This window comes from Sporosarcina sp. P33 (assembly GCF_002077155.1).
Taxonomy (GTDB): domain Bacteria; phylum Bacillota; class Bacilli; order Bacillales_A; family Planococcaceae; genus Sporosarcina.
On record NZ_CP015027.1, the window covers coordinates 1,391,104 to 1,406,559 of the forward strand.

Consider the following 15,456-nt stretch of genomic DNA (forward strand, 5'->3'; position numbering starts at 1 on the left):
GACTCGCTTGAAGTGAAATCGCAATAAAATTTGCGGCGTTGGGAGGAGTCGCACTTACACTAAAAACTAGAATAGGGTTTTAATAGCGAATACCGATGTATTAAACTTAGATAGTTTCCCATACACAAGTATCCCCGCCAAGTCAATTAAATATGTATTATATTTCACAGGTATCGCAGGATTATTGCTCAAAGTAATCTAAATCTATTTGCTTTGTTATGTATGTTTCTTGATTAGAAACCCCTATGTCGTACGTAAACATAAGATCCGTTAATTGACTTCCGTCGATAAGCACTATTTTCTTGTCTATAAAACGAATATATTCCCTTGCTCCCTTTGAAAACTCGGAAGTTGTAATAAATATACCTTTTTTTGCACGTTGCCCCTCTAGACTGCCTACGAATTTTTGAATTTCAGGACGATGCACAGAATTTTGCCAGCGTTTTGCTTGTATATAAATCATATCAAGACCAAGTGTATCTTCCTTTATTATTCCATCTATACCTTCATCCCCAGATTTACCTATAGCTCTGCCAGCATCTTCCACAGAACCGCCATAACCCATTGCAACGAAAAGTTTTACAACAAGGCGTTCAAAAAAGAGTGGTGAACATTCTAATATTTTCGCTAACAATTCATCTTTTGTTTCTTCTTTTAATAATTTATAACTATCCTCAAGAATCTCTCTTGGGGTCTTATCATTGTCGGGATCAATTACATCGGGGTCTAAGCTTGTCTCACCTTGGTCTTCTTTGGGACTTTTAAACTTTCTAAATGTTTCATAGCGCATTAAAAATCTATTATCAATTTTCGTTATTGACGGATCCGACAATACTTTCTCACCATCTTCCGTAATGACAAAAGTGGCACGACGAACATTTTCTAACAAACCTGCTTTTTTTAGATATGTACGCGCCCAGCCAATTCTATTATGAAAAACTAATTGATTGCCACTAGGCAACATGGCCTCTTTTTCCTTTTCATTTAAATTAAAATGGTCTGCCAATGTTTGATACATTTCCTGTAATGTATGCTCTTCGCGGTCTGCTAAACACTTTAAAAATGGATACATAAATTCTTGATAACCTGGCATAGACACTTCCATCATCCTTTCCAAATTTTAATTTATAATTTGTTATTCGAGAATGTTGTACTATGTGCTTTTTTACATTATCTTCAATACGCATCATACCAATGAATTCGATTGGTAACAATTAAATAATGAATAGCCATAAAATAAAAAGTACCTATGCGTGATATTTTTTAAATTGGTTTAACAAGCAAAAATGTTTGAATCCTCGCACTAATTTTCGCACGACATTACTACAAATATCAGCGTTCGTAAGAGTACAATTTAACGAACGGATTGAAATGGATTAAAAAACAGCGAAAAGAATGCTCATAAATGTATCAAAACACTTTGCGAACGTTCATTAATTTACACATACTTATACGAACGATTTTCAGGTATAATATAAGGAAAGAATCTTTTTCGAGGTAAATTATGGAGCATCGCAAATTTGGTTACATACGCGTCAGCAGCAAAGATCAAAATGAAGGTCGACAATTAGAAGCTATGAAAAAGTTAGATATTAATGAACGCGATATTTATTTGGATAAGCAAAGCGGAAAGAACTTTGAACGTGTAAACTATCAATTGCTTAAACGGATTATCCGAAAAGGTGACGTATTGTATATCCATTCGCTGGATCGATTTGGTCGTAACAAAGAAGAAATCCTGCATGAATGGAATGACCTGACGAAGAACATCGAAGCCGATATTGTTGTCATGGATATGCCGTTACTTGATACGACGCAATATAAAGACAGCATGGGAACCTTTATCGCGGATTTAGTTTTGCAGATCCTCTCCTGGATGGCTGAAGAGGAACGAGAACGCATCCGGAAACGGCAACGTGAAGGAATCGATTTGGCGTTGCAAAATGGGGTTCAGTTTGGAAGACCTAAAGTTTTTGTTTCAGAAGAGTTTAAAGAGGTTTACAGAAAATGGAAATCTGGAGAAATAACAGCTGTGGAAGCTATGAGGGAATCTGGAGTTAAAAAGACTAGCTTTTATAAATTGGTGAAAACACTCGAAGAAGAAACATCGAGCAGATTATAATAGAAGAAACTCTTAAAACCTCCTTTACCAAGAATGGCAAAAGAGGTTTTTTATATACTTACAACCACTGCTTTAAAGTTTCGGAATTCAACAGTTTTATAGTACCCAAGTTTATCTCTCTTATATACCTATAAATATTTGTCCAAAGTTGTCTCGGATACCGTTAGATAATGCTGAACTAAAGTTTCAAGTGATTTATGTCCTGTTTGTTGCGCGATAGTTGGTAAATCTGCACCTGCTGTTTGCATCGCTACCACCTGGCTTTTTCTGAAATTGTATCCGGTAAGTCCCCCAGTCCACCGCTTCAGAGCTTTACAATAACCTATTTCACTAATAACTGTGCTCTCATAGCGTTCATTCTTATATACTCTTCCTACAAAGTAATCGTCTGTTTTAAGATTGTATTCACGTATATAATCTTCAATTGCGATAATAACTTCTGGTGTAAGCCGTTTAGTATGCCATCTTTTTTGTTTCTTCAAATAAACATGAACGGATCTGTTTTTAAAATCAAAGTCTGATATTTTTAAACGAACCATTTCATTAGGTCGGTTAGCGGTTACAAGATTAACTAAACAAATTGCTTTTGCTCTTATCGGTAGCTTGTTAAGAGTATCCAACAATTCTCTCTTATCAATGGCTGATTTTCCTCGAACCTGAATTAAATGGGCATATTCATCTTCACGATACATTTTCCGCATCGCTGAAAGCTCGTATGCAACTCTAGCCTCTCCTTTGTATTCTATACAATGAATTACACTTAAGTATTTTCTAATAGCTGCCAGTCTACGTTCCCATGTCGTTTTTTTATTCTTTGTTTGGTCAATGATATATATAAATAATCGAGCAGCGCCTCTGTTCCAATTAGTTGGCTAGTATTGGTGCAATATTCTTTGAACCTACGAATATCCCCTTCATATTGTCTTGGGATCTCCCCCATCTTATTTTCAATATCAACTTTTCTGTCGTAGTAACGTTTTTGGGTCTCAATTGTATCTTGGTGCTTTGCTAATTTAAAATCTGACATTCTTTTTCCTCCCCACTTCTTTTCAAAATCATTCTTGGTCAATATTTTTGACAGATTGATCTTGAGAATAATTATGAGGCAAAACAAAAAAGGCTGAGAAGAAAATTAGAGACTTCTTCGCTGTCTCTTATAAATGATCGTTTTGATTCACTTTCTTAAATTTTAATCTAAAACATAATTCTACTTAATTATTTATAAACCAGGGGAAATTATAGGTTAGACATTTTAAATGGTATAGTATTTCTATTGATAGAAAGTAATGCTTATATATAGGAGTGGATTCTGCATGGATAAATTATTTCAATATGTTCGAGAATTAACCGATGCCTCAAGAAATGGAAAACTTGTGTTTTTTGTAGGTGCTGGCGTCTCTACACTTTCTGATTATCCTCAATGGAGTAAGCTAGTTGATAAGTATCACCTAGAACTTTACGGCAAAGTGAAAAAAGAAAGATATTCAGCTGATGAATATCTACGAATCCCTCAAATTTTCCATGATGTAAAAGGGGAAGAAGCATATAATCAAATACTTGAAGAAACATTTTCAGTAGATAGACCGACAAATCCTATTCACGACAAGATACTAGCTATGAATCCAGCACATATTATTACAACTAACTATGATGACTTAATTGAAAAAACTTGCTGGAAACGCGGCAAATATTTCAGCTTAATCAGTGCAGAAGATGACGTAGCATGTGCCACTTCTCCAAAGTATTTATTAAAAGTGCATGGTGATTTTAGAAGAGGATATACAGGAGATCACATAGTTTTAAAGGAAAGTGATTATATGAATTTCGAGCAAGATCGTCCCCTAATCAGTAATCTTATGAAAACGATTATGGCTACGCATACAATCGTTTTTATTGGATATGGTTTAGGAGACTACAATATTAATTCATTACTCAATTGGGTCAAAGCGCTACAAAAAGAGGGATACAATAAACCTTTCTTTATTCGAACAGATCCTACCCCCATCGAAGAAAACATTGCAATTTATTATGAAAGAAAAGGGTTGCGAATTTTAGACGCAGCCGGAATAGCTGAGACCGCTCAGTCGGACTATGCGGTGCGTTATAACACAGTTATGGATTTATTGATTGATTCACGTGACAATAATTTACTAGCCACTAACGACGATGCAATTAACTACCTTTATGAAAAACTTCAACCCTTATTTAAGCTGAAAGCTATTCGTAAGAACGATTTGAACCTTGTCTTCGAAAAAGACTACGACTTTTCTGTATATGGAACTGTAACACCTTTTAAAAATAAAGGATTTGGTTACATGGAAAAGTTTTTTGAATTCAAAAAAAATGTCGGGGGAGTTTTTTCTGATCATTTAAAATCACGATTCAATGAGATTTCAAAGTTTTTTGAAGCAAATGATGTTTATCATTTATCAGGGGACAGAGAAGCAAAGATTGAAATGAAGCCTTTTGGCATTAGTAATCCTGCATATCATTGGGATACAGATGAAATAGAGAAAGTTCTTCTTATTCAAAACGAAGACCTCGAAGAAAATTATAGAAAAGCATTCATTTTAGCGTCAATCGGGAAGTGGGAAGAAGCATACAACTTATATTCTAAGCTTCTTCTGCAATCAATCGAAGAATCAAATTGGTGGATTCATTACCTTTCACAAATAAACAGATTTTGGATATACCAATCTATAGTTCAAATGGACAAACAACTAGAATCTATAGGATTCTTAGCTTATGGTATAAGATTCGAACCATTTTCTAAAAACTTTTTAAATCGTATTGAACGGGAAATTAAGAATTTTGATATTGATGAGGTCTACAAAAGTATGCCTTTTGAATTCCAAAAAAAATATAAAATATTGGAATTCCTTAGTGATAACGAATTTTTATATAAAGATATAGTGAAACTCTTTGAGTTAACTAATAAAGTACGAGCTGCAATCAGCAAAGAATCGCATTCCTTCGGTTTAACTAGTATACAAGAGACGCAACTTCGTTTGAATGACAACTTGCGCTTTCTTTACGATAATTACTTATGGGTACACTCTTTTCAAGAGTTCACTCAGTACATGCGTAACTCGCTTATTCTTCAATTCGAAAAAAATGAGTTTGAACGTAATCGGCCAAAGGACGAATTGAGCCTGATGTGGTCATCAGGAAACTCATCCTTTTATATAGATTATTTCGACTTTGTTAACATAGCAAAATCATTCAAACTAGACGATGTAAAACATATTGAAAGAAGTTGCAGTATGGAACTTGTTGAGTTTCAAGATCATAAGTTAATAGAAGACTACTTGCTCCGAATAACAGATAAAATAATAAAACAGTTTTCGAAAGATGAAATGAATATCGTACACTACAGTTTGTTCATTCAAGAAGCAAAAGTAGCATTCTACTTTGCTAAGCATATAAAAATTTCTGATAAAGGTTTATTAAAAATTATTAACATGCTACTATTTTATTTTCCAGAAAGAGAGTTAGATGTCGGACTACGCTATCGATGGATTGAAAGACTTACATTAGGCAGTGGTCTATCTAAAGAAGCGATTTCTGTAATTGAAAGTTTTCTCGTGTTGCAAGTCGGGAAATATGCAGACGAGAATTTTTCAGAACAATCCTCAAATGGCTTTAGATCAAAAGACTTTATCAGTTTACTACTTCATTTTGATGAGAATTTTATTTCTGATCACTTATCGAACTATGCATTGCGCCTTTCAAAAGAGAAGAAAAATCAAGTTAACTTCCTTTTTTCCCTCTATCTTGTTTTAACGCCAGCAGCTAAAAGCCACATTTTGCAATCGAAAGATTTAAATGGTATTGACGGGGTTATGGATAGTGTGAAAGTTGGTATTGTAGAAGATGTTTCCGAACATCAAGATCTTATCTTAGACTACTTAGAACAACAAAAGTTAAAAATTTCTTCTCAAGAAATAAAACTGAAATCGTTTCCTTCTAATAGCTATATCACTCAATTCGCGATTTGGTACTTTATGGATGAATTAACAAGCTCTAAAATGCGAGAATATATTGGAATTGAACCAGAATATGATTTCTTTATTGATCCTCAAAATTTTGATTATGATGAGTTTATCCCTTCTTGGTTAAAAACCTATTCAAAACCTCTTCTAGAAAAAATTAGTGCCAACGAGCATATGAAAGATCATTTAATTGAAATATTGAAAGACAGAATTAAGTTTTCTAATGATAAACGTTATTTCGAAATCTTTGTCGAGTACTTTATGTAATTAAAAAAGCTCACTTTATCTTTCACTAATCGGTTCCTGGATCACCACGCACAATTCGGAAACTATCCTAAATTGTATATTGGTCTAGTACGTCACTTATGCACTATAACTGCTATTATGTTGTATAATAAAACGCTCACTATTTTGTAGTGAGCGTCAGACTGTAGACAAAAGGGTTGGAAATCGTCACGATTTCCAACCCTTTTTCCATTTTGGCACTAAAATCAGAGAAATAATCCCGACTTGGGCTCGGATACTCCTCTGGTTTACGCCGTGATTGGCGTATTCCATGTCCAATTGGCCAACTTCTTCAAATTCATGGCAGCAAAAGTTAGCATCGCCTGCATGGACAATTTTTTCAACCCTCGTTGGGTAGTCCATCGCATGCCATGCTTTTCTTTGGCATCGGCAAATACACGCTCGATCGTTTCTTTACGCTTGCCGTAGATTTCTTTGATTTCATGATGATGCCTTAAATCTTCCGCTATATCCAAGTGGTCTTGCCAGATGTGTCGCTGGATCATCTTCTGACGATTCTGACTGTGCGTACACTGGTCGATGACCGGGCAGGCTGCACAGATGGCAGGTTCAGAGACATACTGTCGATACCCTTCTTTCGTGGTGGTGCGGTAGTTCAAGATCTGCCCTTCCGGACAGAGATAGCAATCATGGTATTCATCATAGACGTACTCACTTTTCTTGAAGAACTCTTTCTTCGTCATTGGCCGCTTGTACGGAAGAACGGGAAGCATCTGATTTTCCAACAGGTAATTCGCGATAGCTGGTGTCTTGTAGGCAGCGTCGGCAGCAACGGCAACCGGTCTTCCGACTTGATCAATAATTTTTTCTACCAATGGCTCAAGCAGCTGACTATCGTGGATATTACCTGGCGTCACGATGTTTGCCAGCACGAATCCTTTCTCGTCTGTAGCTGCATGGAAGGAATAAGCGAATTGCTTGGTCCGTTCATCTTTTACATAGTAGCCGCTTTCCGGGTCCGTCGTGGATTCCTTGATCTCCTTGTACTCTTCCTTCTCAAACTTCTCCGGCGGAAATGGCTTCTTCCCATTTTCCACGCGGTCGATATTCAATTCTTCCTGCAGTTTCTTTTCATACGCTTTGGTCTCTTTCCGAACGACTTTCTTTTGGAACTTCCGCTTATTTGCGCTTGCCTTTACGTGAGTAGAATCGATGAAGACGTGGTCGGGGCTCAATAACCCTCTATCAGCTACTACTTTCAAGACCCGGTAGAAAATCTGTTCAAACAAATCCGTCTCTGCGAATCGGCGAATATAGTTTTTTCCGAACGTGGAGAAATGGGGAACTTCGGTATGAAAACCGAAGCCAAGGAACCAGCGGTATGCCACGTTCGTTTCGATTTCTTTAATGGTCTGCCGCATGGAGCGGATGCCGAAGGTATATTGGATGAATGTCATCTTGATTAAGACCACAGGATCGATACTGGGACGACCGATGGGTGAATACAAATCCTCGACGAGTGGATAGATAAACGAAAAGTCGATTGTCGCGTCCAGTTTCCGCACTAAATGATCTTGCGGCACCAACTGCTCAATCGTGAGCATCTCCAACTGTTCGCGTTCATTAATCTGGTTCTTCGTCATCATGTCCATCACCTCAAATAAATGTTCAACAGGTATCCAGTTGATTGGAGCGGAGGATGGCGACTCCTGCGGGAACAGCACGAGCCGAAGACCCTGGACTGAGCGTAGCGAGGGAAGCGGCTGAGGCCGTGCCCGCGGAAAGCGTCCATCCGCAGCGGAAATCAACTTTTCCTGGCGTTTACTCTATTGTAAAAGAAAAAAGACTGTAGGCAAACCCCAAATTTCCGGAGTTTGTCTACAGTCTGAAGCTCACTATTTTGTAGTGAGCGTTTTGATGTTTCATCTTATGACTTAAACTTCGATTTAATTTGTGGAATAACCTTCACAAGATATGGCGTCAATGCAAAGTTATGCATAAGTTGATTAGGCCCTTGCTTTATCGTTGCTGCATCAAAATCCAAACTACCGATCAAGTCATCTATGAACGGAATATCTTGAGGTGAAGTCGTTGAATAAGCATCAATTGACTTTTCAAACACTTTACCGTTTATGCCCCACTCATCAGCCACTTCATAAATCAATTCTCTCTTCTTATCATTTTTCCAATCCTCAAACGCCTGATCGAAGTTAATATTACTAGATACGTTTCCGGTTTGTAATTCTTCCACTACAAACTCCTTTAGTAATGTAGCTTGTTCATGTTCACCGAAGTTACTCAACTCTTCGATCTCTTGATGGATGATACGTAACGTTTCTGCATCGACCGTTTGAATACCATTCGTCGAAGTTGTTTTAGAGCCAATGAGGTTCAAGATATGGTTGGCGTCTATAATTTGTGAACCTGCAAGTTTAGTTCTGCCGACTAAAGCCGGAGCTACATCACCTGGTAACTCTTCTCCTTCTTCAAAGGTTAAGTTACGGTACGCACCGGTATATTGAAGCCACGTACGTTCGTCTATTCCGAATGCTGTTTCATCCCACGCATACTCATAATACTGCTCGACTAAGTTAAATTGTGTTGCAGCTTCTTTGTACACTTGTATGAACTGTTTCTTATGCTCTTCATACGGTTCAATGGATTGCCAGTCCGTCGGATCAGGTAACGTATTCATCATGTCGATAAATGCGAGATTTAACCTCTTGACTGCTGTTTGGTAGGGCTCAACAATTGCTCTACTACTCGTTCCCCCACTACCGTAGAGTTTTAAGGCAATGTTGACCATTTCTTCAGTGATTTTTGGATATTGGAAATTAATCACCGTTCCGAATTCTTTCGTTGAACCATAGATACGATTCGTTCGGGAGTACGCTTGAATCAATCCATGTAATTCGAGTGAACGGTCCACATAAAGTGTATTGAGTAACTTAGAGTCATATCCTGTTAGTAATTGATCGGCTACGATGACCAGGTCTATATTTTTAGGGTTACGTCCACTTCCCCCTCTTGTCGCACGTTCAATCATGTCCTCAAAGTAGGCTTCTTCCCCGCGCTTTTTATCCCCTGCAACGAACTCAATTCCAGTAAATCCTCCGTATTCCTTGAACATATTTTCAATGACGACAGGGTCTACACGTTCCGACTCATTCTCACTGCCAAAACTAAATGTCATAGCTATATTTAGTTGAATATCTCTTTCGGCCATTTGCTTTTTAAATTCTTCGAAATAAGCAAGCACACGTTTTTTATACGCAACCGTTAGAATAGCATTAAATTCTCGATTTTGAGACTGTGCGTCCCACTGCGTTAATATTTCTTCGACAACTCGTGGAATATGTGTCTCATCATGGTACACGAGTAGACCTTCTTTTTTCGCAGCTTTTTCAACTTCTAAGTCTGATAGTTGTTGTATATCTCTTTCTAAAACCTTTACCACTGCATTTGGCAGCTGAATCTGAAGCCTTTCAACCAGTTGTTCTCTTAACTCTTCGTAACTTTTAAACTCACCGGTATTAATATAATCGACGTGAAAGCCGAGTACGTTTCTATCTGCAATTGCTTCCTCAATCGTATACTGGTGAATGAGTGGACCAAATAGCTTTTCTGTTGTATCAATCAGTTCACTTTTTTCGTTGATCTTTCCCTTCGCTTGGTTTTCATCAAACAAAGGAGTACCTGTATAACCGAAGAATAAACTATTGTTTCTAAAATACTGTTTAATTGTTCCCATCATTTGACCCATCGTTGTACGATGCGCTTCATCAATAATAAAGACGATACGCTTATCAGCGAGACGTGTATCGTTTGCTTCCATCAAATCTTTCACTAAATTACTTAGTTTATAGGTCGTCGTTACAACAATGCCGTTATTCGGTGAATGCAAGATTTTACGCAACTCATATGTATACTTTGTATCATCTACAGAAACGGATTCATACGCTGCATAGGCTTTGAAGTTCTCACTCGTACGACTGTCTAATTCACGCCGATCTACGAGGAAGACCACTTTATCAAAGCCTGCTCGCGTAGAAAGAAAGAGAGCCGTTTTAAAACTCGTAATCGTTTTTCCTGAACCTGTCGTATGCCATACAAAGCCACCGTGCGGTATACGGTCCTCATTATCCCATCCAAACGCTGCAGCTTCAACTGCTTGTAAGGCATGTACTTGATAGGAACGCATGAGCATATGACGACGATTGTCTTCTTCTCTTGCTTCATCAATCACTAAATAATCCCCGACCATTTGATGCGCCATTGGAATCATTAAAAATTGGTTAATGACTTCTTCCCAGTTGTTCACAGGGATATTGTCTTTATCTGCCCAGTGGAAGAGGAAACTTGGGTTGAAATCATGCACCGTTTTAGGCGTCGCAAAATAACGCGTCGCAACTTCAGAAGTCACGACCATCATTTGTGAAAACGCCATGAAATTCAGCGTATACTCCCCGTCTTGGTAGTACCGTTTGAACTGGCTATACGCTTCATCAAAGGTTTTATCCGCTCGTTTTTGTTCAATATTAATTAGTGGTAAGCCGTTAATGAGTAAAACAAGATCAAAGCGATTACCTTTTGGTGTCGTAACTTCTCTTGCGATTGTATAACTAGAATCTCCACCACTCACTTGCGCTTTTTTAAAAATGGTTAGCGTGATTTGTTCTCTCGTCACACGTGGATTCGGATCTCGGTGAATGCCATCAATCTTTCCTTTAGATCCTTCCATCGCTAATAGTTTTGCTGCTTCAAAACTATTGGCAATTTGATTTACTTGTGCCATCACTTGATTAAACTCATTATCTGTTAGCGGAACACTTTCCAATTGATCGACGTTGATCCGATTCAGTTCGCTACGCCAATGATTGATTAAATCGTCTGTCGTTACTTTTCGTTTTGTCCCATCGAGTTCTTCAGGTGATTTCCATTTGAAGCGTTGTAACTTCTCCACAAAACAATCTTGAAAGTTTGCTTCTGAAACATTCTTTGGTGCATTGCTCATGAGAATACCCCCTTAGACAAACATTTCCTCTAAATACGCTTGTTTCATTGCTTTTAGTTTATTTAATTTTTGTTGTTGGTTAACAATCCCGTCGTCTACCGTTTTGAATAATTTCCCAATTAATTTTTGTTCATTTAAATTTGGTATAAGCAATTGGAAATCTTCTACAACATTCTTTGAAATATTAAGTTGGGACATACCAGCACCTTTAAATTTGAAATACCTTTGATGCTTATTAATATATGAGAACAAAAATAACGGATTCACGTTTTTATTAGGCCTCAATAATGCTACTCTTTGATTAAGAACAAATTTATTACTTTCTGGTATTAATGCTACTCTTCCTAATAAATCTCCATAGCCAACATCACTCAAAATCATAACCAAATCATCTTTTACAAGTAATTCGTTTGATTCATCAATAAATTTACCAGACGGCTTAAAACCTCCATCTATTGAAATAGAGTTTAAATTAATCAATTCGTACTTTCCTGATTTCGATTGTCTATCTTCATGACCTCTACCATTTTTATAAGTAGTTAATGTGGACAATTTAGTTTGTTCCCATTCATCCGTAAATCCTGCAAACCTCCTTTTCGGAACTCGCTCTCCTTCAGAAGGGAACATCTCAGTAAGATAAGCAGATTTCAAAGCTTTTGTTTTTTCTAACTTGCGCTGTTCGAGCGAAATCATTTGATCTAAGTGCTTGAAAAAGTTGCCGATTTTTTGTTGTTCTTTTAATGTTGGAAAGTATATTGGTATCTCAGATAAATCGCCGAGATATATTCCTGGTTGAGCAGATACAACTTGTCTATTTTTTAATTCCCTTTGAAAATAATTACTGTTGACCGTAGTATATAAAAACTCAGATTCAATTTCTTTTTTCGGTCTTAGATATGCAACACTTCGTTGGAATGTAAACTCTTTTTTATTTATTTTTAACACAGCTGCTTCTCCAATTGATCCAACAACCGTCAGTAGGATATCTCCATCTTTTAATTCGAAATTACGATGGATTTTATTGTATTCATCTACAGAAATCTTCCTATCAGTTTTGTCTATATTAATTCGTCCATTTTTAATGTTTTTTGCACTTAATAAATAAATTCCTTCTTCAACGTTTATATGAGTACCATGAGTACCATCCTTTAACAAGTCAAGAACCATATATAAATATTCTTCTGACCAATCATCCTTAAACTCTTTAAATCTTTTTTCAGGAATTACTCTTTTCATGATTCATTCACCACCAATTGCTGCATCATTTCTTCCAGTCCTTGCTTTAATTGCTTACTTTCTTCCTCCAATGTAGCTAACGTGTCAGAATAACGGTTTTGTAATTCTTCTAGTACCGTTAGTTCTTCAGTTAAAGGATTTTCAATTAATCGCATAATGTTAGAAACGAGTGAACCGAACCATTTTTCATGCATTAGCTCATCAATTTCCTCACACGTCAACGTTTCGATGCGTTTTTCTGTTGCTTCTTTTAATTCTTGATTTAATTTCTTCACATCACGATTTAGCGTTGTCTTTTCATTTAGCAAGCTTTCTGCTTTTTTCAATAAGGTGTGGTCTGTACTTCCTTTATCTGATTCTTTTAATAGTGAGCGGATCGCTCCTATTGTGAAAGCATCTTCTTTGTCGTTCAATGCTTCGCTTAAAGCGACTTCTTCATTACTTTCTTCCACCTTGGCTGCTTCGACTAATTCAGCTAATTCAGCATCAATTTCAGAAAGTCTTGATTCTTTTTCTTCTATAATAGAAACTTCTTCAGCGAATAGATGTTTCACCATTAATTCAGTCGGAATGATACTGCCTATCCAACCATCTTGCTCTTCTCGCTTTGTTTTCCCAGATCCTTTCGTGACCATTAACGGCACGCGTGTACGACCAGCCGTATAGAAGTCCGTCAGGGAGATAATCTCAGTGTCATCTGTTAGCGTGTCTTTCCAGATTTCCGCAATGATCTGATAGCCATCGTATTCATCAATATGGTTAAAGGCTAATAACAGCTCTTTTATTTCTACTAACATTGAATCACGTAGTTCAGGGATAGCATTTACATCATCGATCGTTTTCAATAATGGCCAATACTTGTCCATATACGCTTTCAATTGTTGTTCGACTGCTTTTGATTTCTGAACGACATGGTCATCCGTCAATACTTTTTTCGTTAAGTCATTTATAGATTCTGTGAGTTCTACGTATCCACTACGCACTTCTTTCAATGCCTGCTTGATTATTGTTGGCACAGATTCTTGTAGTACTTTTAACTCTGCAATGTTGGCATATGGGATACCTCCGTAAAGATGAGCATCTACGTCTTGCGGAATTTCTTCCTCAACCGATTCAATGTATCTAGGAATATTTAAGTTGTATTCATTTTTAATTATTTCATCTCTTGTAGCCAAGTGACTATAGCCAGCTTCTTCATTGCGCGTCGCGTATGTATCGACAATTCTTGCAATGTCTTTTTCTTGTAGAACATTTTGCTTTCCTTCTTTCACAAACGTTTTAGAAGCGTCGATTAGTAATACAGGAGTGCCAAGTGGACGACCTTTCTTCAAAATAAGGACAGTTACTGGTATTCCTGTATTCGTAAACAGTTTATCTGGAAGACCGATGATGGTATCAATATAATTCTTTTCTAGTAAGCGTTTGCGTATTTCTCCTTCTGCTCCACCTCTAAATAACACACCATGTGGTAAGACAATCGCCATCGTGCCCTGTTGTCCTAAATGGAATAAGCCATGTAAAAGAAACGCATAGTCTCCCTTTGAATCCGGTGGTAACACACCTGCAACTTCAAAACGTGGATCGCTCACTTTTAAATTTGATTTATTCCAGTTCTTCGCTGAGTATGGTGGATTCATCACGACCGCATCAAATTGTACCCCTTCGTTTGGACGTTGTGGATCTTCTGGCCAGTCTTCCGCAAGTGTGTCGCCATTATTGATGGTCATTTTTTCTGGACGTACACCGTGAAGAAGCAAGTTCATTCTCGTTAAGTTATAAGTTGCTGTATTTTTCTCTTGTCCGTAATAAGCTAAGCTTTTCTTCTCATCTTCTGATAAATACTTACTCACAGTTAAAAGAAGTGAGCCTGAACCGACTGTCGGGTCATAGATTGTTTCGATTGACTTCGTTCTCGCAACGATTTGCGCCATGACTTCACTCACTTGGGATGGTGTATAGAATTCTCCAGCTTTCTTTCCAGACTCCATTGCAAATTGTCCAATTAAATATTCATACGCATCTCCTAATACGTCACCTTTTTGCAAAGCAACCATATTAAGATCAGCAAAGAGTAATACGAGTTCTTTTATATTTTTACTACGTTCATTTAAGTTACTACCTAATGCAGTATCTGTGAGGTCCAGTGTAGAACTTGAGAATAATCCCTTAAAATCATCTGAATCGCCTGTCACGGCAATTGTTCGTTCAAAATGATTCAAGCTATCTGTAACTTTTTGAACTTCAAATTCTCCCGAACGAATATCTGAAATCCATGTTTGGTATAAGTGTTCTGGTAAGACGTAGTAACCAAGAACATTCGACATCATTTCGACAAGAGGTTCGGGATGTTGTGCGTAGCTTTCACGATACGCGTCAATCACTTCTTGTTCAGAGTGCTGTTTCATGCCGCTTGCTGTTTTAAATGTATCGATCGTTTTATCACTGAGAAACTTGTAGAACATTAACCCCAACATATAATCTTTGTATCGACTGGCATCCATTGAGCCACGTAACTCATTGGCACCGTCCCATAGTCTTCTTTTGATTTCTTCTGATGTAATCACTTTGTATCCCCCATTAACTTTTCTAATATGTTTTATGTAACGTATCAATATTATTCAGCAATCTCTTTTCTATTATAGCAGTCTAATGAAAAATCCAAACAATAGAGTAATTACAGACAATCCTCTATTGTCTAAACCAATAATTCGAACACTAAATCCCAATCAAAATGGCTACGACTTTTGAGACGCACAATTGATAAATCTAATATAGCCGCAATCATTTTGACGTTCAATAATGTCCTTACCTCTGACAAGTTTGTTAAATACTTTTCTTAGTGAATT

9 protein-coding genes are annotated in these 15,456 nt (G+C 37.2%); 2 read left to right on the forward strand and 7 right to left on the reverse strand.

Going from position 1 to position 15,456, the window contains the following annotated elements:
* Positions 1-181: 181 nt before the first annotated feature.
* A complete protein-coding gene (locus SporoP33_RS06965) occupies positions 182-1,105 on the reverse strand; it encodes a restriction endonuclease (RefSeq protein WP_081243054.1) in 924 nt (307 codons plus the stop codon).
* A 399-nt stretch (positions 1,106-1,504) separates the two neighbouring features.
* Between SporoP33_RS06965 and SporoP33_RS06970 the strand changes: the two genes are divergently transcribed.
* Positions 1,505-2,122 (forward strand): recombinase family protein, encoded by a 618-nt coding sequence (locus SporoP33_RS06970; protein ID WP_081243055.1) that lies wholly within the window; start codon positions 1,505-1,507, stop codon positions 2,120-2,122.
* Between the two features lie 128 nt (positions 2,123-2,250).
* Here SporoP33_RS06970 and SporoP33_RS16310 read toward each other — a convergent pair whose 3' ends face one another.
* Positions 2,251-2,823, reverse strand: a complete 573-nt coding sequence (locus tag SporoP33_RS16310; protein WP_231293314.1) for a tyrosine-type recombinase/integrase — start codon at positions 2,821-2,823, stop codon at positions 2,251-2,253.
* 59 nt (positions 2,824-2,882) lie between these two features.
* A complete protein-coding gene (locus SporoP33_RS16315; protein ID WP_231293315.1) occupies positions 2,883-3,149 on the reverse strand; it encodes a hypothetical protein in 267 nt (88 codons plus the stop codon).
* 286 nt (positions 3,150-3,435) lie between these two features.
* Between SporoP33_RS16315 and SporoP33_RS06980 the strand changes: the two genes are divergently transcribed.
* Positions 3,436-6,381, forward strand: a complete 2,946-nt coding sequence (locus tag SporoP33_RS06980; RefSeq protein WP_196796884.1) for an SIR2 family protein — start codon at positions 3,436-3,438, stop codon at positions 6,379-6,381.
* Positions 6,382-6,647: 266 nt separating this feature from the next.
* Here the strand turns inward: SporoP33_RS06980 and SporoP33_RS06985 are convergent, their stop codons facing one another.
* From SporoP33_RS06985 to SporoP33_RS07000, 4 genes are all read right to left on the reverse strand, one after another.
* Positions 6,648-8,006 (reverse strand): IS1182 family transposase, encoded by a 1,359-nt coding sequence (locus tag SporoP33_RS06985; protein ID WP_081243057.1) that lies wholly within the window; start codon positions 8,004-8,006, stop codon positions 6,648-6,650.
* A gap of 281 nt (positions 8,007-8,287) precedes the next feature.
* Positions 8,288-11,374 carry a type I restriction endonuclease subunit R gene (locus tag SporoP33_RS06990; protein WP_081243058.1) on the reverse strand — a complete coding sequence of 1,029 codons (3,087 nt, stop codon included), beginning with the start codon at positions 11,372-11,374 and terminating at the stop codon, positions 8,288-8,290.
* Positions 11,375-11,386: 12 nt separating this feature from the next.
* Positions 11,387-12,610, reverse strand: a complete 1,224-nt coding sequence (locus SporoP33_RS16235) for a restriction endonuclease subunit S (RefSeq protein ID WP_196796885.1) — start codon at positions 12,608-12,610, stop codon at positions 11,387-11,389.
* Positions 12,607-15,174, reverse strand: coding sequence for a type I restriction-modification system subunit M (locus SporoP33_RS07000; RefSeq protein ID WP_081243059.1), 2,568 nt, complete (start codon positions 15,172-15,174; stop codon positions 12,607-12,609). Before SporoP33_RS07000 ends, SporoP33_RS16235 begins: the two co-directional genes overlap by 4 nt.
* Positions 15,175-15,456 lie beyond the last annotated feature (282 nt).